Below are 20,553 nucleotides of genomic sequence, written 5' to 3' on the forward strand. Positions count from 1 at the left end.
GGCGACAGCCCACGCGGCGGTGAGACCGGGGCGCCTCGCGTCATGGGGAGGCGCTCGGCGAACGCGGCTGGCTTCTCCTCGTCCTCGTTCCCAGGCGGTCCGCAGAAGGCGTCGACGGCCGGACCGGCGAGGGCCGTCGGCGTGCGACGGCCCCGAGCCGGGCCGGTGCCGGGGTCAGGCGCTGTTCCGGCGCGCGGTCCAGACGGTGCCGCGGGCCTCGTACTCCAGCATGCTCTCCAGGCCGAGCGCGGCGTCGACGCCGAGTTCGCGGCGGACCAGCCGGAGTGCGAGGTCCAGGCCGGAGGTGACGCCCCCGGCGGTCACCAGGTCACCGTCGTCGACGACGCGGGCGTTCTTCAGGACCCCGCCCTGTCGTTCCAGGTCGGCCTTGGCCCGGTGGTGGGTGGTGCAGGGCCGGCCGTTGGTCAGGCCGGCGGCGGACAGGAGCATCACGCCGGTGCACAGGGCGCTGATGGTGAGTCCCGGCCGGGGGGCCCGCGCCAGCGCCCGGGGCAGGACGCCCCGCTGGATCTCGGCCCAGACGCCGGGGTCCTCCCGGCGGGCGTAGCCACCGCCGGGAACGACCAGCAGGTCGGCCTCTTCCGGGGCCCAGGCGTGGTCGGCGCGCAGGCGGGTGCCGTAGGCGGCGGTGACGGTGCGAGGGCCGCCGAGGGCCACGTAGCGGACCTCGACGGTGCGGTCGGTGAAGTAGTCGGACGCGGCGAACACCTCGTAGGGGGCCGCGAGGTCGAGTTCCTCGACGCCATCGAAGAGCACGACGTGCACGCGAAGGGAGTCGGCACTCTCGCGTCGGAGTGGTGCTGCGGCGGAGCTGTGCGTGGGGGCGCCGGCGGCGATGCCGGCGGCTCCGAGTGCGGTCGCGGTGCGCAGGAGGGTGCGTCGCTTCACGGATCGTCTCTTTCCGGGTGGTCGGCAGGGAGCGGGAAGGGCCTCAGTGGGCGGGGGGCTCGTCGGCGAGGTAGGGGGGTGCGGGGTCGTACTGGAGCTCACGCCTCACGGCGCGCGCGTGGTCCCGGCCGTGCAGGTGCCCGACGAGCCAGAGGGCGCTGTCGATTCCGGCGGACACGCCCTGGCTGGTGAGGAGGTTGCCGTCGACGACGTATCGGGGTTCGGACAGGACGGTCACGTCCCCACGGGCCGCCAGCGCCTCCTCGTACCGCCAGTGGGTGGCCACGCGGCGGCCGCGGGCCGGGCCGGCGGCGTGGAGGAGGAAGGCGCCCGTGCAGACGCCGACGACCCAGTCGGCCCGCTCGGCCCGGTCGGCGATCCACTCCGTGACACGGGGGTTGTGCGGTTCGGCCTCCCGGGCCCCGGACCCACCGGGGACGAGCAGGACGTCCAGGGGCGGGTGGCCGTCGAGTGCGTGGTCCGGCAGGATCCGCATGCCGTTGGCGCAACGTACCGGGCCGGGGCTCTCGGCGAGCAGCAGAACGGTGTCGGCGCGGTCGCGCAGTGCCGAGGAGGTGGTGAAGACCTCCCAGGGTCCGGAGACGTCGAGTTCCTCGGCGGTGTCGAAGAGGAGAATGCCGTACGTGGTCATGGCGCAGCCGTTCGTGAGAGGAGAGCGGGGTTCCGCGTCAGCGTGGCGAAGAGGCCGGGGGAGGACGGGCAGCCGGGGAGAAGGGGTTGCCGTCAGCGGGTGTTGACGATGCCCCGGCGTTCGTACTCCAGGACCTCCTCGGCGAACAAGGCCGTGTCCGGGCCGAAGAACCGCTCCAGGAGCCAGATTCCGAGGTCGATGCCAGAGGTCACGCCCCCGCAGGTGACGAGGTCGCCGTCGTCGACGACCCTGCCGCCGACCACGTGTCCGCCGTCCCGGCGCAACTCGTCCCGGGCGATGTGGTGGGTGGTGCAGCGGCGCCCGGCCGTCAGGCCCGCCGCCGACAGCAGCATGGTGCCCGTACACACGGCGCCGAGGACGAGGCCCTTTCTGGGGGCCGCCGCGAGGGCCCGGGGCAGGACGCCCCGCCGGATCTCCCGTTGGAGCCCGGAGCCGTCTCCGTACCCCGCGCCGGGCACGATGATCACGTCCGCCGAGCGGGGCGCCCAGGCGTCCCGGCACACGATCTCCATACCGGCGGACGTCGTCACCCGCCGGGGGCCCTCGGCATGGACGAAGGACTGTGTGACGAGCTTCTCGCCGGCGATGCCGAGCACCTCCACGTGACCGGCGAAGTCCTGTTCCTCGGCGCCGTCGTACAGGACGGTGTGGACGCGCAGCGGGCGTGCGCGCGGGGGAGTGGCTTCGGGGCGCGAAGTCGCGCTGGTGCGGGTGGACATGGGGCCTCCGTGAGGAGTGGCGGCGTGGTGTACGAGGCCGCCGGGACGTGGGAACACGCCCAGTCTTCCGGCGGCCCGAGACCCGCGAAACGGGCACGCGTGCCGCTGGTGCGCAAGATGCGGCCAACCTCCGCGCGCCTGACGGCCCTCCGCCCCGCCGCTCAGACGCGGAAGGCCGCCCGGTAGGCGGACGGTGTGGTGCCGACCTGCCGTGCGAAGTGGTGGCGCAGCGTCTCGACGGAGCCGAACCCGCACTCCTCCGCCACCCGGGTCAGCGGCAGCGCCGTCGTCTCCAGGAGTTCCCGGGCGCGCTGGACGCGCTGCGCGAGCAGCCAGCGCAGCGGCGTGGTCCCGGTCTGGGCGCGGAAGTGCCGGGCCAGGCTGCGGCGGCTCGTCATCGCGTGGGCGGCGATGTCGGCCAGGCTCAGTGGTTCGCCGAGTTTGCCGCGCATCCACTGCAGGGTGTCACCGAGGTCGGCCGTGTCCTCCTCGGGCGCCCGGTACTCGATGTACTGCGCCTGTCCTCCCGTTCGCTGGGGCGGCATCACCAGCGTGCGCGCGGCCTTCGCGGCCACCGCCGCGCCGTGGTCGCGGCGGATCATGTGCAGGCACAGGTCGAGCCCGGCGGCGATCCCGGCCGAGGTCAGGATCCGGCCCTCGTCCACGTAGAGCACCGACGGGTCCACACGCGTGCCCGGAAACTGCTCCGCGAGCACGTCGGCGAACCGCCAGTGGGTGGTCGCGCGGCGCCCCTCCAGGAGCCCGGCGTGGGCCAGAGCGAAGGCGCCCGTGCAGATCGAGGCGATGCGGGCCCCGCCGGCCGCCGCCTCCCGTAACAGTCGGAGCGCCCGCGCGGACGGGACCTGGTCGTGCGGGATGCCGGGTACGACAACGGTCCCCGCGCCCAGGACGTCGTCCCAGCCGTACGAGGAGGAGATACGGAACGGCTCGACCGGGCCGGCCATCGCCGCCACCGCCCGATCGGCACAGACGCGCACCTCGTAGGCTGGTGTTCCGTCGTGGCCTGTGGGGATCGCGAACGCCTGGCAGGGGATGGCCAGATCGAGGGCTGACACTCCGTCGAGTGCGAGAACGGCGACCACGTGCATACGTCGGGAGCCTACGTGGTCGGAAGAGGCTCATCCATGACACGGAGGCATATCGAGCACGGCAGATTCCCCCTCTCCGCTGTTCGCCCTCACCAGCCTCACCACGGACGACGGACGACGGAATCCGGCCGCCTGTCGCAGCCCGGGACACCGAGCGCCTCACCGCCGGCGCGCCGAGGCCGGGCGATGAAGGCCGCGCGGTGACCCGTCCACTCCGGCCGCGCGGCTCCCGCTGGGCGGCCGTACGGGCGGTTGAAGGGCGGTCGACGAGTTCGGGTACGCCGGAGGCCCCTGACGCCATCGCCTCCACCACCGGCCCCGTCCGCCCCACCGGCGTCCGTGCCACCGTCCCACTCCGGGCCCCGCGCAACGGCCGCGTCACGACGGTCCCTCTCCCGCACGGGCGCGGCCCCTGGTGGGTGCGGCCGCCGCTGCCGTCGTGTCGCAAGGCCCGCCAGTCCGTGTCCGTACCGGGGCTGTCTACGGCCCTTCGGCGCTGAGGAGGAGCAGTGTGTGGGGCCAGAGGGTGTCGAGGACCGCGGGGTCGTTCTTGAGTTTGGCGAACAGCACCAGCCCCTCCAGATGGGCGATCACTGCGCGGGCGACCGACTGTTCGGCGTGCTCGCGAGGGATGTCGCCTTCGTCCGCGGCCTGGGCGAGCACGCCGCCGATCAGCGCGGTCTGCTCGTCGAAGATCTCTTCCAGCCTGGCGCGCACGTCGGGTTCCTGCGTGCTGAGTTCGAGGGTGAGGTTCCCGAGCAGGCAGCCGTCGACCGTGCCGCACGTCTCCTTTCTCTGCCGCTGGACCTGCGCCATGCCCTCCAGCAGTCGGCGGAGCCGGACGAGGGCGGGGTCCGGACCGTCCAGCTCGACGGTCCAGGCGCGGCGCTGACCAGCCCAGTAGGCGTTGACCGCCTGCAGTGTGAGGTCCTGCTTCGAGGTGAAGAAGTGGTAGAAGCTGCCCTTCTTGACCTCTGCCGCGGCGCAGATCTCCGCCACTCCGAGGCTGCTGTACCCCCGGTGCTGCATGAGTTCGCCGGCGGCGTCGAGGAGCCGCTCGCGTGCGGTGCTGGTGCGTCCCATGGAGGTAAGTATACGGTCGGTCAACTAATTCAGGAGGTGCGCCGGGTGGCGTAATAGTTGACCGGTCGTCTAGTGTGGTTCTCGCGGGACGGCCCCGACATCCGCGTCCGGTCGCCCGTTCACCCCGATTCCGGGGCGTACACCACTTCATGGAGGGCCACGTGTCCGTACCCATCTCTGTCGTCATCGCCTACCACAGCGGATACGGGCATACGGCCCGGCAGGCGGCGGCCGTGGCCGAGGGCGCCGCGGCGGTGCCCGGCGTCCTGGCCGATCTGCGGGACGTTTCCACGCTTGACGAGGGCCTGTGGGCGGCCCTGGCGGAGGCGGAGGCGATCGTCTTCGGCTCCCCCACGTACATGGGTGCCACCTCGGCGGAGTTCCAGCGCTTCGTGGAGGCCAGTGCCCCCATCTGGGCCGCGCGCGGGTGGCAGGGCAAGCTCGCCGCCGGTTTCACCAACTCGGCGGGAGTGAATGGCAACAAGGACAACGCGCTGCTGTCGATGACGGTGCTGGCGGCCCAGCACGGTATGAACTGGGTTCCGCTGGGCCTGATGCCCGGCTGGATCTACAGCTCCGGCGGCAGCCCCGATGACCTGAACCGGCTGGGCTCGTTCGTGGGAGCCATGGCGCAGTCGCCCTCCGATCTCGGACCGGAAGAGTCCCCCGCAGAGGCCGATCTGCGGACCGCACGGCACCTTGGCGAGCATGTCGCCAGGACCGCGCTGCAGTTCGCGCATGGCCGCACGGCCGTCGAAGCCCTGGTGGTGACGGCGTGAGCGCCGGGCGCCTCGGTGATCTGCTGGGCATCGCCCTTCCCGTCGTGCAGGGCCCGTTCGGCGGGGGCCTGTCCTCGGTCGCCCTGGCCGCAGCCGTGTCCGAAGGAGGCGGACTGGGCTCCTACGGGGCGCACATCCTCGCCCCGCGAGAGATCACGGACCTCGTCGGAGAGCTGAAGACCCGCACCAGCCGCCCGTTCGCCGTCAACCTGTGGATCCCCCGGCAGGACGAGGTCGGACCGTGGCCGGACACTGCCGAACTGGCTCCGCACATCCGGCGGTTGCACCCCTACTACGACGAACTCGGGCTGCCCGCCGTGGCGGCCGATGACGTCACACGGGGGCCGGACTTCGACGCCCAGGTGGACGCGCTGCTCGCGGCGGCGCCCCCGGTCATCAGCTTCGTGATGGGCCTCCCGCCCCGAAGAGTCATGGACGAGGCCCGCCGCCGCGGCATCGCGGTGATCGGCACGGCGACCACCGTGGACGAGGCCGTCGCACTGGAGCGCGCCGGCGTCGACGCCGTCGTGGCCTCCGGCGCCGATGCCGGCGGCCACCGGGGCGCCTTCCTGCGGCCGGTACGGGAGTCGCTCGTGGGGACGTTCTCGCTCGTGCCCCAGGTCGCCGACGCCGTGAGCGTCCCCGTCATCGCGGCCGGCGGGATCGCCGACGGCCGGGGGATGGCCGCGGCTCTCACCCTGGGCGCCGACGCCGTCCAGATCGGCACCGCCTTCCTCGCCACCCGCGAATCAGGGGCGAGCGCTGCCCACAAACGGGCGCTCGGCTCCCCTGAGGCGCGCACCACCGTTCTCACGCGCCTCTTCACGGGCCGCACCGCCCGCGGGATCGCCAACCGGTTCGTCCATGAAATGACCCCGTATGAGGAGATCGTGCCCGCGTACCCCGTGCAGAGCGCACTGATGCAGTCCATCCGTCGTGAAGCCGGTGCCCAGGGGCGGGAGGATCTCAGCAGCCTGTGGGCCGGCCAGGCCGCGGCACTCGCCGACGGCGGACGCGGGGCGCGGGACTACCTCAGCCGGCTCATGGACGACTTCCGGGCGCGAGGAGGTCAAGGAGCCTGACGGGTCGGATCGTCGACGACGACGGTGGTGGCGGGGGGCGATGACGGTGTTGGCGGGGACGATGAAGGGCGGATCGTCGTGCCGCACACCGCCGGCCGGGGGCCGCCTGATCGGCTCGCAGGACATCCACCGGCACACCACCTGCGCCGCCCGGGCTCGGGCCGGGCGCGGGCCGGGCGCGGTCGCGCGCAGCTCGCTCCGTAACGGGTCCCCGACCGGAAGGTGAGGGGTGCTGCCGGTGAGGGCCGCTTCCGGGCTCCGTGGTGAGCAGGGGGGAGGGGCCTGCGAGCGGATCGAGCGCGGACTCGAACATGCCGGCCCCAGGCGCGTTCGGCGACTGCCGCGTCGGACGGGGAAGGCCATCCAGCCGGCGGATTCGGGTCGGCGCAGGGCCGCTCGGACGATGTCGGCGAAGGCCGGGCAGGCGTCCGGAAGGTCGGCGGGGACGGCTTCCTTCACGGTGGTGACGCGTCGGTTGGCAGCGAGACCCTCCACCAGGGCCCCGCAGCCCGAGGAGGGCAGTGGCCGGTGCGGGGCCCGCCGTGATGACGGAGGCCGACAGGTCCGAGGCGCGAGGGGTGATCAGTTCGTCGGCCGTGGGTACGGCTCTGCCCTCTCGTCCGGTTCCGGCACCTGCGGCCTGCCCGCCCACGCGGTCGCAGGCCGCAGGTGCCGGTTCGGCTACTGCTGCGTGCTGTGCAGTACTTCGGCGTGCCGCATCTCGTGGACCTCGCCGATCAGGCTGAAGAACTCCCCGGCGGCCGGGTCCCCGGGCATCTCCTCCGCCGCGCGGGCGGCTGCCTCCGGGGAGGCCCAGAGGATGAGGTCGAGCAGGGAGCCGTCCTCGTACCGGGCGAGGTGCGCGCCGAGGAAGTCGGACCCGTACCGCTCGCGCAGGAGGCTTATCAGCCTGGTGCGGTGGGCGGTCAGCTGGTCGGGGTCGGCGCAGGCGAAGCGGACGTATTCGATGGTCGTGCTCATGGAACCCTTCCCTTATCGTCTCACGGATTTGGATTGCTGAATCCGTGAGTGGAAGCTATCACGGATTCAGCCCAGCGAATCCGTGGGTCCGGTAGGTTGGTGGCATGTCCCTCAAGAACCTGCGCGAGATGCCGTGGATCGGCGAGCGTCCGGTCCTCGACGTGGCCAACACCGTCGTCGTCGGAGCGGGTCACGGGGGCGGCGACGTCGACCTGCTGGCCGAACCGGAGCTCCTGGCGTGCTGGCGGGAGAAGGCGTGCGACCGGGAGCTCGCCGACCTCCCCCTGGAGGATCTGGCGGAGCTGCGCGCCCCCGTCAGGGCCGCGCTGGACGCGGCGGCGCGGCAGGCGCCGCTACCCGGGCCGGCGAGGGCGCGACTCAACGCGCTGGCCGCGCGGGCCCCTGTGACCTTCCGGGTCGACGACGCCGGCCACCTCGCGGAGCGGGAGGCCGGCGGGCCGGTCGCGGCGGCGGTCGCCCGGCAGGCGCTCGTGCTGGCCGCCGGGCCGGAGCGGGCGCGGTTGCGGCGCTGCCCCGCGCCGAGCTGCGGAATGTTCTTCCTCGCGCGCAGGCGGGATCAAGCGTGGTGCTCGATCGGCTGCGGCAACCGGGCGCGTGCCGCCCGCCGCAGCGAGCAGCGCGCGGACTGACCCCCGGCCCCTCCCCTCGCCGGTGGTCGGCGAGTTCGCCGTAGAGGCGCGTCAGGCGGTGCGGCGAGACGAGGTGGGCGGGAATCGGTCCGAGATGGCCGTCGAGGCGGCAGAGCGAGCGGATCGGCGTGGGGAATCGCCGGCGCCGGCCTCACGCGGCCCCTCCTCGCCGACCACCCAGACGTCGCTGGTCTCGACGGTGTCGCCGCCGGCCCGGGGCGGCGTCGTCGTCCGCTGCTCCAGCACGTCGGGGCGGAGTAGCTCCTTTGTCACCAATCACGGATTTGGAAGATAAATCCGTGAGGCGTGTTGTCGGTCTCCCTATGTGTCGGCGTCGCCGGTGGGCCCGTGTCAACGTGCCGCACGGACGCGGGCGTCGCGACATGCCGGGCCTCGCCTGCTCATGGGTGTACTGGTGGTGCACCCCGCTGGTGCGTAGTATGAGTACATGCCTTTGCCTCGATTCGATCGCCTTCCCGCCGAACGCCAGGAGCGGATCCTTGGCGTGGCGCGCCGCCATTTCGCCGACCACGGCACCGAGGCCGCCTCCTACAACAAGATCATCGAGGCCGCGGGGTTCTCGAAGACCGCGGCTTACCACTACTTCGACGGTCGGGAGGACCTGCTCTCCGCCGTGCTCGACGGCGTGCTCGGGCGTCTGCTCGGAGCCCTTGGCCCCTGGGTCGCGGCGCACGAGGAGGCCGCGTTCTGGTCCCGCCTCGACGCGAGCGCCGGTGCGCTCGCGGCCCATCTGCGGGACCACCCGGACGATCTGGCCCTCGCCGACGCGGCCATCGAGAACACGCGTGACGGGCCGTGGCTGGACTGGTTCGACGACCTGGTCTCGAACGGGCAGACGTTGGGCGTCATCCGTACCGACGTGGACCACGGGCTGCTGGTGACGGTGACGGCGGCGGTCGTCCGGGCCGCCGACACGTGGGCGCTCGCACGCATGAAGGCTTCGCCCACCCCCGAAGGCTCGGTGGAAGGCGAGGAGAGTGCGCAGCTGTGGAGTCTGCTGCGCGGACTGTGGACCGAGACCACGCCCGTCTTCGGCGAGGGGAACACCGATGCGCACTGACCTCAAGATCGTCTGGGACATACCCGCGACCCCGCCCGGGCTCGCGGGCCGTGTGGAGCGGTTCATGGGGCCGGGCAAGTCGCGTTCCGAGTCGGCGGTGGAGATCGCCGGCCTCGTCGGCTGCGGCCTGCTCCTGGCCGTCGGCGTGTGGTCTTCGGCAGCCTGGCACGAGTGGTCCGGAGTGCGGTTCGCCGTGGTGGCGCTGGTGGGACTGGATCTCATCGGCGGAGTGCTCACCAACGCGACCAACGCGGCGAAACGCTGGTACCACCGCCCGGATCCCGGGGCCAGGCGGGCGCGGCTGCTGTTCGTCGCCGCGCACCTGATCCACCTCGCGGCCATGGGGTTCGTCGTCCTGTCGGGTGACTGGCGTTGGGCGCTCGCCAATGGTGCCCTGCTGCTCGCCGGGGCGGCCGTTGTGGAGTTCACGCCGCTGCACCTCAAGCGCCCTGTCGCGATGGCGGTCCTGATGGCCGCCGTCCTGGTCAATCTGTTCTGGCTGGAGGTGCCTGCCGTACTCGGCTGGTTCGCACCGCTGTTCTTCCTGAAGCTGGTCGTCTGTCATCTCGTCCCCGAGGCGCCGCTGGAGAGGAGGCGCAGTGTCTGAGGCCGCCCCGAGGTGGAGCATCGTTTCGAACCCGGATCCCGCCATCTGCGCCCGCACCCTGGCCGCTGCCTTCGCCCGGGAGCCGGCCGTCTCATGGATCTGCGGTGTCTCGGAGACCGTACGGGCCCACTGGTTCGAAGCCACTCTGCGGGCCCACGCCACACTCCCCGGTGCCCTCCGGTACACGCTCACGACCCCAGGCGGGCAGCCGGTCGCCTGCGCGGTCCTCACGCCGTCAGAGGCGGTGCCAGGGGCGTCGGACCGTGCGGTCTGGGCGGCCCGGACGGGCGTCCGCTGCGGCCCGGCCGCCTTGTGGAGGACGTTGCGCTATCTGCACCACACCGAAGCCGTGGCGCCGGCAGGCGCGTGGACGCTGGAGTTCATCGGGGTCCGGCCCGACACCGCGGGGCGCGGCGCCGGACGATTCCTCCTCGACCATGTGCTCGAGGCCACGGCTGCCCCTGCGGGCTTCTTCCTGACTACGGCCGACCCCGCGAACGTGCCCTTCTACCGCCGCTTCGGCTTCACCGATCTGCGGCGGACGGTGCTGGGGCCGCTGGACGTCACGGCGATGGCGAGACCGGGCACGACCTGAACGAGCAGCACCCCCATGGCCGCCTTACCCGATCCCGTGGAACTCGTTCGCGACGTCGGCAAGGTGACGCCGGTCGGGAAGTGCTGGAGCCGGCCGGCTCCGCACGGGTGGCCGGGCCGGGCGCCGACGCCGCAGGAGAACGGGGCGTTCCTCGCCCTACCAACCACAACGCCCCCCTGGCATAAGGGGGATGGGTTGCCTGGGCGACGCTTCCGGCTAACGTGGGTTCCGCGATCTTCGCGGGCGGACGCGGAGGGCGACGGCGGCCGGGGAGCCGGGGCGGAGGGTTCTGCGTGACGGTACGGGGGCGCACTCGCTGGTGGCGTGCGGGGGCCGTGCTGGGCGTCGTGCTGTTGTGCGCCGGGGCCGTCAGCCTGTTCCGCTCGCTGCCGAAGGGGGACGTGGACCCGTTCGGCGCGATGATGGGCGGGCTGGGCGCCCTCTTCGCGGCTCTGGGGCTCGTGATCCCGGTCCGCCAGTACCTGCGCGAGCGGGAGAACGGCGCGGAGGGCGTTCTGGCGAAGGCCGTCCGCGCCCACGAGCGGCGGCAGTACGACAACATCCTGGGCCCCAGCCGGGTGGTCATGCCGGTCCGGTTCCGCTTCACGCCGCCGCCCGGTGTCCTGGACGACGGGGCCGGAGCCGTATCCGAGGGCGAGTGGGAACGCATCGCGGACCACTATCTGGCACTGCCGGACAACGGCGGCCGACGGCTCGCGGTGACCGGCGGGCCGGGCGGAGGCAAGTCGCTGCTCGCCAAGGCCCTGACCCTGGAACTGGCGGCCCGGCACGCCGAGGGCGCGTGCGGAGTCCCCGTCCTGCTGCGGCTGTCGTCGTGGTCCGGCCCCCCGGAACAGGTCGGTCCGGCGGACGAGGGATATCACCGGGCGTTCCGGAGCTGGCTCGTGGAACAGGTCTCGGTCACCTACGGACGGTCCCGGGGGCTCGTGGAGCGGGTGATCGACGACGCGGTCCTCGTGCTCGACGGGCTGGACGAACTGGACGGCCGGGACGACACCGCCCGTCCCCGCGCGAGGGCGCTGCTCGCCTATCTGCGCGGCAACCGGAGGCGACCGGGAAACGTGGTCGTCACCTGCCGGACGAACGCGTACGAGAGTCTCGGGGTACCGGTACCGCTCGCCGGCGCGGCCCGCGCCGAACTCCTGGACGTACCGGTGGAGACGGCGCTGGCGTACCTCAGGCGGCAGAGCGCATGGCTGGACGGGGGCGGCTCCGACAGGTGGGAGCCGCTGCTGGAGGACGTCCGCACGGCCCCCGGCGTGCCGCTGGCCCGGGAACTGAACACGCCCTGGCGGCTGACGGTCCTCGCACACGCCTACCACGCCTGGACGGACGAAGCCCCGGGTGGCCGCAGGGACCCCGCCGAGCTGGTGTCCCGTTGGGGCCACCAGGCGCTGCTGCGGCGCTTCGAGGCGGAAAGCGGGGACCGGTCGTGGGAGTGGCAGCGGATGCCGTTCCGGGAACAGCTGCGCCTCGCCGCCGACTCCCTCGTCGCCGAGGACATGAGGACGGAGGCCCAGGAGTACCTGATGTCGCTGTACGTACCCTCCGTCCTGGCCTCGCACCCGCGTCCGCGCCGCCGCTACGACGCCGAGCGGGTTCACTCCTGGCTCGCCCTGCTGGCCAGGCACCGAGAGGTCGACGCGTACCGCCTGACGCGCGGGACCCTCTCCCTCTACACGCTCTCCCTCGCCCGTGCGGATCTGGCACCGCACCGTCTGTGGCCGCTGGGCGGCCGCCGCCTGGTGCGCGTCGTGGACGCGGCGCTGGCGAGCGCCGTGGCCCTGTTCGTCACGGGGTTCGCGCTCCGCACCGTCGGGCTGACCGTGGACCTGGCTCTGTGCGGGCCGCTGATCCTGGCCACCTGGCTCGCCGCCGCCGAGGCGTGGCGTCATGACCTGCTCCCCGGGGGAGTGCTGCACGTCAGCGCGCCCAGACATCTCCTGGGCGTCCCCGTCCGCCAGCTCATCAGGGTCCACTGGGTGACGTTCGGCGCCACGGCCGGTGGTGGTTACGGGTTGGCAGTGGGGTATCACCTCGTGGGCGTCGAAGCGACCGAACTGGCGGACATATCCGCGTCCGTGTGGGGAGCGGCGGCCGTGGGCGCCGTCCTCGGGATCCCCCTCGCGACCTGGTCGGTCGAGAGCTGGAGCACCGTCAAGGGCGCGGCGCACGGCAGGCGGCACCGCGTCTTCCTCGCGTGTTCGGCCCTGCGCCGCCGCCTTCCGCTGCGGCTCGGGCGCTTTCTGGACTGGGCTCACGAGGGCGGCCTCCTCCGGGTGGACGGCATCTCCTACCGCTTCCGGCACGACGAGTTCGAGCAGTACCTGTGGCGGCGGTACTGGCGTCCGCGCCTCGTCCCGGCGGCGATCGGCGCCGCGGGGCGGACGCTCCGGGACGGCGACGACGCGCCGGACCGACGGGCCGCGGCACGCCGGATACGGCAGGGCGTGCGCGGCTTCGCAGAGCGCCGCCGGGATCTGTCGGTGATCTGCCCGGACAGCGTCATCCGGGCGGCCCGGGAGGCCGAGGAGGAGCTCGCCTCCTGGGCCGTGCGGCTCGACTCCGACGCCGGCGAGACCGAGGTGGCCGCACAACGCCGACTCGCCCGGCAGGCGGTCCGCCGTTTCCTGGAGGCGGCGCAGAGCATGCGCTGACCGCGCCGTGACGCGCGGACGGCCCCGCGAACGGCAGCGGGCTCAGGACGTCGGCGGAAGGACACGCCGGGATTCCGTGGCCCCCGGGCGGGGCCCCCGGGCCGAGCCGCAGCCCCGAGGCGCGCTGAGCACGCCGACCGGCCGACAGGGACTGTTCTGGGATACTGGACATCTGGGACGCCGACCGAAGACGCGCAAGCAGAAGAGACGCCGGCCGACGACCGCAAGCAGACCGGCCGACGACCGCAAGCAGAAGAGACGCCGGCAGAGGAGTCGAACAGTCGGCTGCCCGTGCCCCGGCCGGAGCCCTGGGCGGCTCGGCTCGCGGACCGTGTGGCGGCGGGAGCGACGCGCGTCCGCCCCGGGGATGAGCGCCCGCTGTCGCCCCCGTCTTCCGAAGGGAGGTGCCGCATGTCCCGTCCGGTTGCCGTCGGTGTGGACGGGTCGCCCGAGAGCATCGCGGCCGCCCTGTGGGCCGCGCGCGAAGCGGAACTGCGCGGTGTGCCGCTGCGGATCGTGCACGCGGACGAGTGGTCGGGCGCGGTGACCGTACCGGAGGTCGGCGCCGACGCGCGGGGCCGCTGGGCCGTGGAGCTGCTGGCCGAGGTCACGGACACGGTGAGGCGAGAGCACCCGTCTGTGGAGATCGACACGCGGCACCTGTCCGGGCGGCCCGCCGCCGCTCTGGCCGGTGAGGCGGCCGAGGCCGGTCTTCTGGTGCTCGGCTCGCGGGGGCTGAGCGGTGTGCGGGGTTTCCTCCTCGGCTCGGTCGGCATGGCGACGATCAGTGCCACGGAGCGACCTGTCGTGCTGGTCCGGGCACCGGAGCGGGAGACCGGGCCGGACCAGGACGCCGTGGCCGGTTCCGCCCGGGACGTGGTCGTCGGCGTCGACATCGACCAGTTCTTCGACCCGCTCCTCGACTTCGGTTTCCAGGAGGCCGCGCGCCGTGGTGTCCGCCTGCTCGCGCTGTACGGATGGTCGATTCCCCCCGTGGTGCGCGACGCCTCGGCCCTTGTGGCAGCCGAGCGGGAGATGGGCCCGGACATCGCGCGGCGTCTCGCCGAGGCGGTGGGGCCGTGGCGGCAGAGGTTCCCTTCGGTGGACATCGTGGAGCGATCGTCCGTCGGCGGGCCCGCCCCCCTGCTGCTGCGCGCGGCGGCGGACGCGGACCTGGTGGTGGTCGGCCGACGCGTACACAGGGGGGTGGGCGCGCACATCGGCTCCGTCACCCATGCGGTGATCCACCACAGCGCCGTGCCCGTCGCCGTCATCGCTCATGAGTGACGCGGCCGCGACCCGGACCACTCCGCGGCTCCGGCACGGCAGAGTGGTCGGGGCATGCGGGTTTCCCGACGCCCGGTTTGCCGCGACCGCGCCGGTGGGCAGGGTGGCGAGGAGGGCCACGTCGGAAGCGGTGGGGGGCGTTGGTGGTGGGGGCGGCGTCAGCGGAGACCGAAGACCACGTCGATGAGCGACAGCGTGGTGGGCCGCTCGGACAGAGCGGGTGCGTGACCGGCCGGTCGGCGCGCGCGGTGCTCGTCCCGTCGCTGCGCGTGTCGCTCGGGCTGATCGCGGCCCTGGCCGCGCTGGCGGTCGCCGCGCTCGGCGTCCTGTACGCCGGTCGGGGCGAGCCCGGCGAGGTGGACGCGCGGATCCTGTCGGCGGTGGACGGCGCGGGTCCGACGTGGCGGTATGCCGCCCTGGCCACGGACTTCCTGGGAGAGCCCGTGGGAGCGGCGGCGCTGGTCGCGGCCACCGTGACGGGCTGCCTCCTGCTGCGGCGTCCGCGCGCGGCGGTGCTCGTCCTCGTCGGGCCAGGTCTGGCCGTGGTGACGACGACGGGGCTCAAGCCCCTGGTGGGGCGCACCATCCATGGTGGAGGCAACCTGGCCTTTCCGAGCGGGCACACCGCCTTCCTCACCGCGCTCGCCCTCGTGGTGGCGCTGCTCGCGGTCCGCCGGCTCGGTCTCGGCAGGACGGCCGGGACGTCGGTCGTGTGCGGCGCGGCGCTGGTCGCCGGCGCCGCCATGGGCTGGGCGCAGGTCGTGCTGGGCGCGCACTACCCGACCGACGCCATCGGCGGCTGGTGCACCGCGCTGGCGGTGGCGCCCGCGGCCGCCTGGCTGGTCGACCGTTCGGCCGACGCCGTGCGGCCGCGGCGCCGCTGACCACACGGCATGTCACGTCACGTCAGGCCAGGCGGCGGAAGACCGGCTTCACCGGGCGTCCGCCCATCCACGGGCCGGGGTCGCCCGCGTCCAGCGCCTTCCGGTACACCGCGCATGCCTGGGCCACCACGTCGACGGTGTGGTCGATGTCGGCCTCGCTGAGCGCGCTGCTCACCACGAACGACGGGGCCAGCACCCCGCCCGCGATGAGCCTGCGCAGGAACAGGGTGCGGTACTCCTGCGACGGCCGCAGGTTCTGGTCGAGGGTGGCGAAGACCAGGTTGCTGGCCCGGCCCCGGACGACCACGTGGTCGCCGACGCCCATGCCGGCCGCGGCGTCGCGGACACCGGCGGCCAGCCGCTCGCCGAGGGCGTGCAGCCGCGCGGTGACGCCCTCTTCGGCGTAGGTGGAGAGTACGGCCATCGCGGCGGCCAGGGAGTGCGTCTCCGCGCCGTGCGTGGTGGACAGCAGGAACACCCGTTCGCCGGAGTGCCGCAGTCCGCCCCGCTCCATCAGCTCGCGGCGTCCGGCCAGCGCGGCGACGGCGAATCCGTTGCCGAGGGCCTTGCCGAACGTGGAGAGGTCGGGGACGACGCCGTACAGGCCCTGGGCGCCCGCCTCGGACCAGCGGAAGCCGGTGATCATCTCGTCGAAGACCAGCACGCAGCCGTGCCGGTCGGCCAGCTCGCGCAGACCGGCGAGGTAGCCGGCGGTGGCGTCTGCCCCGCTCGGGGGGTACCCCCCGGCTCGTAGCGCCTGGGGGAGGAGCCGAGAGCCGGGGGAGGGCTGGGTGTGGGTGGCGGGTTCGAGGACCAGGCAGGCGATCTCGTCCCGGTAGCGGGTGAGCAGTTCTTCCGTGGCGGCCAGGTCCCCGTACGGGAACGCCACGGTGAGGTCGGTGGTCGCCGCCGGGATGCCGGCGGACATCGGCGTGGTGCCGATGAACCAGTCGTCCACGGAGAAGAACGGATGGTCGGCGCAGACGGCCACGCGCGGGCGCCCGGTGGCGGCGCGGGCGAGGCGCACCGCGGCCGTGGTGGCGTCGGAGCCGTTCTTCGCGAACTTCACCATCTCGGCGGTCGGCACCGTCGCCAGGAAGCGTTCCGCGGCCTCGGCCTCCACGATGGACGGCCTGACGAAGTTGCCGCCCCGGTCGATCTCCCGCCGCACCGCCTCGACCACGCGCGGGTGGGCGTGGCCGAGGCTGACCGACCGCAGGCCGGAGCCGTACTCGACGTAGCGGTTGCCGTCGACGTCCCACACGTGGGCACCGCGCCCGTGGCTGATGACCGGGGCCAGGTGCTCGGGGTACTGGTCGTCGCCCTTGGCGTAGGTGTGCGCGCCCCCGGGGATCAGGGCGTGCAGCCGCTCGTTCGCCACCCGTGACCGGGGGAGGAGGAACTCTTCCACGTCGGCGTCACCCTTCCTGTCGTCGCAGGGCGTCGGCGAGGCCCGGCGCCTCCCGGTCACGCCGGGACATCGACGTGACCGGCAACGGCCAGGGAACGGCGAGCTCCGGGTCGTCGAAGGCGATCGCCACGTCCTCGGCCGGATCGTGCGGGCGGTCGATCCGGTACGAGGTGTCGGCGGTCTCGGTCAGCGCCTGGAAACCGTGCGCGCAGCCCGCCGGTATGTACAGGGTCGCCTGCGTCTCGTCGGACAGCTCGAAGAAGGCCCGGTCGCGGTAGGTCGGCGAGTCCGGCCTGAGGTCCACGACGACGTCGAAGATCCTCCCGTACGAGCACCGCACCAGCTTGGCCTCACCGGCGCCGGAGCGCAGGTGCAGGCCGCGCAGCACGCCCCGGGCCGAGCGGGACACGCTGTCCTGGACGAAGGCGTACGGGTCGAGGCCCGCCGAGCGGACCACGTCGGCGTCGAAGGTGCGGCAGAAGAAGCCGCGTTCGTCGGGGTAGGGCGTCGGCTCGAAGAGGTACGCGCCCGCGATCTGCGGGACTTCGGTCGCTTTCACTGGGTCTCCCGAGGGGGGTGGTCGGCGGTGGGGAACAGGGCCGTGGTCAACGCGTCGAACTGCTCGCGGAGTCGCCGCGCGGCGACCAGGTTCCGTTCCGCGAGCGTCTGCCGCAGCTGAGCCGAGTGCTTCTCCAGCGCCCGGAACCGCTCAAGCAGCCGGTCGGCGTCGACCTCGCGGGCCGGGTGGCGGTACGCGCCGAGGCCCATCCGGTCCATGAGCGCGTCGCTCTTCGCCGCGTAGCTGAGGGCGAGCGTCGGCGTGCCGGCCTTCAGCGCGCAGACGAGGTTGTGGTACCGGGTCGCCACCACGGTGTCGGCGGCCGCCGTCTCCTTCATCAGGTCGGCCAGCGACCCCGCGTCGGCGGCGGTGACCAGCGGCGAGTCCACCGCGTCGAGGATCGCGGCGACCACCGGGGCGTCGCACGCGTCGCCGGTGAGCAGCCGGACCGGCCTGCCGTCGTCGACCAGCGCGCGGACGAAGCGGGTCGTCCCGTCGAGGTAGCGCCGGTGGATCTCCTCGGCCCGGGCGCGGTCGTCGTTGCCGCCGTGGAAGTCCATGACCCCGACGCAGACCAGGCCGGGCGGACCGGGCGGACCCGGGGCGCCCGCCGGTGGCACCGGCAGCGCGAACGCCAGGTCCGGGTAGACCTCGTCGCGCGCGGTGTCCACGCCCATCGCCCGCATCGCGTCGCGGGACAGGGTGTCCCGGTACGACCGGTACGCGGCGAGCCGCGCCGACCAGCGCACCAGGGCGCGGGTCGGCCGGTCGCCGATCGCGGCGGCGCCGACGCCGACGAGCGCGACCCGGGTCCGCAGCAGCCGGCCGGTCGCGCAGAGCAGGAACAGCGCGTACGGGAAGCCCCACGGCCGCAGTGGCAGCGTGGCCTCCAGCACGCCCATGCCCGGCACGATGACCACGTCGTGCCGGCGCACCCAGGCGGCGGTGCGGAAGACGTCGAGGAGTTTGCCGATGCCCTTCGCCGCGATGGCGCCCGCACGCGACGCGGTCCGGTACTCGCCGCGGTACCAGTGCAGCCGCGTCGCGGGGATCCCGTACCGGGCCGTGACGACTTCGGGTCCGCCGCACAGCGCGTCCACGACCGCCTCCGGGTGCTCGGCGCGGAGGTAGCCGAGCACGGCCTCCAGCGACCCGTCGTTGCCGAGGTTGCCGGAGCCGAGCAGGCCGAACACCCCGACGCGGGTGGCGGTCACGCCTGCCTCCCCGTACGGCCCTCACGCCCGGCGACGAGGGCGTCGACGGAGACGGCGAGCCCGGCCGGGTCGACCGGCGCCCGGTCCTCGACCCGCTCGCCCGCGCCAGGCCGGACCCGGCTGGCCATCCAGGCGGCCAGATGGCGGTGGCACGCGCGCCGGTCGGCCGGGGACAGCGGCGCCCGCCGGATCGCCGAGACGAAGCCCCAGACGTACTCGGCGATGAGCCGGGGCGTCGGGTGCAGCGGGCCCGCCCGGCGCGGGTCCAGGTTGACGCACCGGGAGCGCTTGGACGGGTTCGCCCGCTCGGCGCGGGTGGGGTGGTCGCGGCGGAAGTACAGCAGCTCCGGCACCTGGTGGAAGGGCCCGTGCAGGGTGATCTCGGCGACGAACGTGCGGTCCGCGTGGTGGTAGCTGTCGTGCGGCTTCACCCGGCGCAGCACGTCGGCCCGCATCACCCCGTAGAAGTCGTCGCCACCGGGCTCGAACAGCAGGCTGCGGAATCGCTCCGGCGCGTGCGGCGAGTCGGTGGCGAGGCCGTACGCGTACGGGACCTTCACCCGGCCGTCGCCGTCGACGACCGCCTGGCCGCTGTGCGCCAGGATCACGTCAGGCCGCTCGTCCAGCGCCGCCACGCAGGCCCGCAGCAGGTCCCTGGCGTACAGGTCGTCGTGCGACGCCCACTTGAACAGCTCGCCACGGCACTCGGTGAACACATGGTTGTGGTTCGGCGCGGCGCCGATGTTCCGGGACAGCCGGATGTACCGGATACGCGAGTCCTTCGCCGCGTAGCGGCGGCAGATGTCCCGGGTGCCGTCGGTCGACGCGTTGTCGGAGATGACCAGCTCGAAGTCCTCGTAGGTCTGGCCGAGCAGGGCGTCGAGCGACTCGGCGAGGTACTCCTCGCCGTTGTACACGGGCAGGCCGATGCTCAACCGGGGAAGGGCGGTCATGGCGTCCTCACTTCACGAAGGGGATTTCGGTGGCGCTCGCGCAGGGCGGACCGCAGGTGCAGCCACCACACGGCCGAGCCGCAGACGGTCGCGGCGGCGACGCCCCACGCCGAGCCGACCGTGCCGGCCGCGGCCGCCCCGCCGAGCCCACCGCCGACATAGCAGGCGGAGGCGAACAACTGGCAGCGCAGGCTGCGCCGGGCCGCGCCGAGCGCGCGCAGCCCGGCCGCCGCGCCGGTGCCGAGGCCGGCGCCCGCCACGCCCAGCGTGGCCGGCACGATCAGCTCCGACGCGGCGTGCCAGACCCCGCCGAGCACGAACTCGCCGGCCCTGTCCGGCACCAGCAGCAGCGCCGCGCCCCAGAGCAGCGCGGCGACGGCCTGCGCGCCGCCCAGCAGGAGACAGAAGGCGCCGAGCCGGTGCGGGGCCCGCCGCAGCACCCGTGCCGCCTCCGCGACGGCGACCAGCGACAGCCCCATCAGCACGGCGAGGAACGGGCCGAGCAGCAGTTCGGCGCCCCGGATGACGCCCACCGCGCTGACCCCGGCGATCGCGCCGAGCCCGTACGCCCGCACCTGGCCGGCGCCGCTGACACAGGTGTTCTCGACCAGGTACCGGTAGCCGAGGTCCCGGTGCTCACGGAGCCAGTCGCGCGCTCCGGCCAACCGGGGCCGGATCCCGGACTGGAAGCAGCCGTACACCGCGGCCGCGGCGGCGGACCCGCCCCAGGCGAGCACGAAGGCGGCCACGCTGCCCACGCGGGCCGCCACCACCATGGCCGGGACCAGCGTGACGCCCCACACGCAGTCGTTGACGAACGCCTTCCGCCCGGCGCCCGCGGCGAAGAACGCGTACCGCCAGGCGTCCTGCAGCAGCAGCCCCGGCAGCATGACGCCGAGGCACGCGAACGCGGGCCCCACGCCGCCGCCGACAGCGAGGCCGACCACCAGGCACGCGGCGCCGATGGCGGTGCCCACGCCGAGCGCGGTACCCGACGACCGGGCCACCGCCCCGCGCCAGGAGGTGTCCGACACGCCGCTGAAGCGCACCACGAGCGGGTCGGTGGCCAGCCCCCGGGAGACGCTGAGCACCACCCCGTAGGTCACCCAGGCCAGGCTGAACACGCCGAACGCGGCCAGTCCGAGCGAGCGTGCCACGTAGATGCCCACCGCGAAGTTGGTCATGCTGGAGGCCGCCTGGTCGGCCAGTCCCCAGGACAGCCGGCCGGCGATGGCCCTGCGGGCCGATCCGGCCGTCGCCGCCTTCGCCGTGGGCTTCTCCTCCTCGGTGGTCATCGGC

General features: G+C 73.6%; 20 protein-coding genes. 9 read left to right on the top strand and 11 right to left on the bottom strand.

From position 1 onward, the window contains the following. Positions 1 to 174: 174 nt before the first annotated feature. The 5 genes from ACGF5U_RS25200 to ACGF5U_RS25220 form a co-directional block, all read right to left on the bottom strand. Complete coding sequence (locus ACGF5U_RS25200) at positions 175 to 909, bottom strand: DJ-1/PfpI family protein (RefSeq protein ID WP_392713407.1); 735 nt, start codon at positions 907 to 909, stop codon at positions 175 to 177. A gap of 43 nt (positions 910 to 952) precedes the next feature. Beyond that, on the bottom strand, positions 953 to 1,561 hold the full coding sequence (locus tag ACGF5U_RS25205; RefSeq protein WP_392713409.1) for a DJ-1/PfpI family protein: 609 nt from the start codon (positions 1,559 to 1,561) through the stop codon (positions 953 to 955). 92 nt (positions 1,562 to 1,653) lie between these two features. Then, positions 1,654 to 2,301, bottom strand: a complete 648-nt coding sequence (locus ACGF5U_RS25210; protein ID WP_392713411.1) for a DJ-1/PfpI family protein — start codon at positions 2,299 to 2,301, stop codon at positions 1,654 to 1,656. A gap of 161 nt (positions 2,302 to 2,462) precedes the next feature. Next, complete coding sequence (locus ACGF5U_RS25215) at positions 2,463 to 3,410, bottom strand: GlxA family transcriptional regulator (RefSeq protein WP_392713412.1); 948 nt, start codon at positions 3,408 to 3,410, stop codon at positions 2,463 to 2,465. 480 nt (positions 3,411 to 3,890) lie between these two features. Continuing rightward, a complete protein-coding gene (locus ACGF5U_RS25220) occupies positions 3,891 to 4,493 on the bottom strand; it encodes a TetR/AcrR family transcriptional regulator (protein WP_392713414.1) in 603 nt (200 codons plus the stop codon). A gap of 149 nt (positions 4,494 to 4,642) precedes the next feature. Between ACGF5U_RS25220 and ACGF5U_RS25225 the strand changes: the two genes are divergently transcribed. Both ACGF5U_RS25225 and ACGF5U_RS25230 read left to right on the top strand, forming a co-directional pair. Continuing rightward, a complete protein-coding gene (locus ACGF5U_RS25225) occupies positions 4,643 to 5,272 on the top strand; it encodes a flavodoxin family protein (RefSeq protein WP_392713416.1) in 630 nt (209 codons plus the stop codon). Further along, complete coding sequence (locus ACGF5U_RS25230; protein WP_392713418.1) at positions 5,269 to 6,354, top strand: NAD(P)H-dependent flavin oxidoreductase; 1,086 nt, start codon at positions 5,269 to 5,271, stop codon at positions 6,352 to 6,354. The genes ACGF5U_RS25225 and ACGF5U_RS25230 overlap by 4 nt, the downstream gene beginning before the upstream one ends. Before the next feature lie 681 nt (positions 6,355 to 7,035). Here ACGF5U_RS25230 and ACGF5U_RS25235 read toward each other — a convergent pair. Then, on the bottom strand, positions 7,036 to 7,335 hold the full coding sequence (locus ACGF5U_RS25235) for a hypothetical protein (RefSeq protein WP_392713420.1): 300 nt from the start codon (positions 7,333 to 7,335) through the stop codon (positions 7,036 to 7,038). A 104-nt stretch (positions 7,336 to 7,439) separates the two neighbouring features. On the opposite strand from ACGF5U_RS25235, the gene ACGF5U_RS25240 reads away from it, so the two are divergent. From ACGF5U_RS25240 to ACGF5U_RS25270, 7 genes are all read left to right on the top strand, one after another. Continuing rightward, entirely contained in the window at positions 7,440 to 7,985 is a 546-nt protein-coding gene (locus ACGF5U_RS25240; protein ID WP_392713422.1) for an ABATE domain-containing protein, read from the top strand. A gap of 448 nt (positions 7,986 to 8,433) precedes the next feature. Next, complete coding sequence (locus ACGF5U_RS25245; RefSeq protein ID WP_392713424.1) at positions 8,434 to 9,066, top strand: TetR/AcrR family transcriptional regulator; 633 nt, start codon at positions 8,434 to 8,436, stop codon at positions 9,064 to 9,066. Then, on the top strand, positions 9,056 to 9,673 hold the full coding sequence (locus tag ACGF5U_RS25250) for a hypothetical protein (protein ID WP_392713425.1): 618 nt from the start codon (positions 9,056 to 9,058) through the stop codon (positions 9,671 to 9,673). The genes ACGF5U_RS25245 and ACGF5U_RS25250 overlap by 11 nt, the downstream gene beginning before the upstream one ends. Beyond that, a complete protein-coding gene (locus ACGF5U_RS25255) occupies positions 9,666 to 10,268 on the top strand; it encodes a GNAT family N-acetyltransferase (RefSeq protein ID WP_392713427.1) in 603 nt (200 codons plus the stop codon). Before ACGF5U_RS25250 ends, ACGF5U_RS25255 begins: the two co-directional genes overlap by 8 nt. A 293-nt stretch (positions 10,269 to 10,561) precedes the next feature. Next, positions 10,562 to 12,946, top strand: a complete 2,385-nt coding sequence (locus ACGF5U_RS25260; RefSeq protein WP_392713429.1) for an NACHT domain-containing protein — start codon at positions 10,562 to 10,564, stop codon at positions 12,944 to 12,946. A gap of 411 nt (positions 12,947 to 13,357) precedes the next feature. Next, positions 13,358 to 14,233, top strand: coding sequence for a universal stress protein (locus ACGF5U_RS25265; RefSeq protein WP_392713431.1), 876 nt, complete (start codon positions 13,358 to 13,360; stop codon positions 14,231 to 14,233). 224 nt (positions 14,234 to 14,457) lie between these two features. After that, a complete protein-coding gene (locus ACGF5U_RS25270; RefSeq protein ID WP_392713433.1) occupies positions 14,458 to 15,117 on the top strand; it encodes a phosphatase PAP2 family protein in 660 nt (219 codons plus the stop codon). A gap of 22 nt (positions 15,118 to 15,139) precedes the next feature. On the opposite strand, the gene ACGF5U_RS25275 is transcribed toward ACGF5U_RS25270, so the two are convergent. From ACGF5U_RS25275 to ACGF5U_RS25295, 5 genes are read right to left on the bottom strand one after another with little or no spacing between them, the layout of a single operon-like run. Further along, entirely contained in the window at positions 15,140 to 16,528 is a 1,389-nt protein-coding gene (locus ACGF5U_RS25275) for a glutamate-1-semialdehyde 2,1-aminomutase (protein ID WP_392713435.1), read from the bottom strand. 7 nt (positions 16,529 to 16,535) lie between these two features. Further along, positions 16,536 to 17,087: a dTDP-4-dehydrorhamnose 3,5-epimerase family protein gene (locus ACGF5U_RS25280; RefSeq protein ID WP_392713437.1), complete on the bottom strand. Its 552-nt coding sequence runs from the start codon at positions 17,085 to 17,087 to the stop codon at positions 16,536 to 16,538. Continuing rightward, on the bottom strand, positions 17,084 to 18,301 hold the full coding sequence (locus ACGF5U_RS25285) for a polysaccharide pyruvyl transferase family protein (RefSeq protein WP_392713439.1): 1,218 nt from the start codon (positions 18,299 to 18,301) through the stop codon (positions 17,084 to 17,086). Before ACGF5U_RS25285 ends, ACGF5U_RS25280 begins: the two co-directional genes overlap by 4 nt. Further along, a complete protein-coding gene (locus ACGF5U_RS25290) occupies positions 18,298 to 19,254 on the bottom strand; it encodes a glycosyltransferase family 2 protein (protein ID WP_392713441.1) in 957 nt (318 codons plus the stop codon). The genes ACGF5U_RS25285 and ACGF5U_RS25290 overlap by 4 nt, the downstream gene beginning before the upstream one ends. Next, on the bottom strand, positions 19,251 to 20,549 hold the full coding sequence (locus ACGF5U_RS25295; protein ID WP_392713443.1) for a hypothetical protein: 1,299 nt from the start codon (positions 20,547 to 20,549) through the stop codon (positions 19,251 to 19,253). Before ACGF5U_RS25295 ends, ACGF5U_RS25290 begins: the two co-directional genes overlap by 4 nt. Between the last annotated feature and the right edge of the window lie 4 nt (positions 20,550 to 20,553).

It is taken from the genome of Streptomyces sp. NPDC047886 (genome assembly GCF_043204435.1).
In the GTDB taxonomy this organism is placed as follows: Bacteria; Actinomycetota; Actinomycetes; order Streptomycetales; family Streptomycetaceae; genus Streptomyces.

Bases quoted from the DNA above. Each gene is read 5' to 3' on its own strand.
- ACGF5U_RS25205 (WP_392713409.1), bottom strand. From the start codon at position 1,561: ATGACCACGTACGGCATTCTCCTCTTCGACACCGCCGAGGAACTCGAC.
- ACGF5U_RS25210 (WP_392713411.1), bottom strand. From the start codon at position 2,301: ATGTCCACCCGCACCAGCGCGACTTCGCGCCCCGAAGCCACTCCCCCG.
- ACGF5U_RS25215 (WP_392713412.1), bottom strand. From the start codon at position 3,410: ATGCACGTGGTCGCCGTTCTCGCACTCGACGGAGTGTCAGCCCTCGAT.
- ACGF5U_RS25220 (WP_392713414.1), bottom strand. From the start codon at position 4,493: ATGGGACGCACCAGCACCGCACGCGAGCGGCTCCTCGACGCCGCCGGC.
- ACGF5U_RS25225 (WP_392713416.1), top strand. From the start codon at position 4,643: ATGGAGGGCCACGTGTCCGTACCCATCTCTGTCGTCATCGCCTACCAC.
- ACGF5U_RS25235 (WP_392713420.1), bottom strand. From the start codon at position 7,335: ATGAGCACGACCATCGAATACGTCCGCTTCGCCTGCGCCGACCCCGAC.
- ACGF5U_RS25240 (WP_392713422.1), top strand. From the start codon at position 7,440: ATGTCCCTCAAGAACCTGCGCGAGATGCCGTGGATCGGCGAGCGTCCG.
- ACGF5U_RS25245 (WP_392713424.1), top strand. From the start codon at position 8,434: ATGCCTTTGCCTCGATTCGATCGCCTTCCCGCCGAACGCCAGGAGCGG.
- ACGF5U_RS25250 (WP_392713425.1), top strand. From the start codon at position 9,056: ATGCGCACTGACCTCAAGATCGTCTGGGACATACCCGCGACCCCGCCC.
- ACGF5U_RS25265 (WP_392713431.1), top strand. From the start codon at position 13,358: ATGTCCCGTCCGGTTGCCGTCGGTGTGGACGGGTCGCCCGAGAGCATC.
- ACGF5U_RS25290 (WP_392713441.1), bottom strand. From the start codon at position 19,254: ATGACCGCCCTTCCCCGGTTGAGCATCGGCCTGCCCGTGTACAACGGC.
- ACGF5U_RS25295 (WP_392713443.1), bottom strand. From the start codon at position 20,549: ATGACCACCGAGGAGGAGAAGCCCACGGCGAAGGCGGCGACGGCCGGA.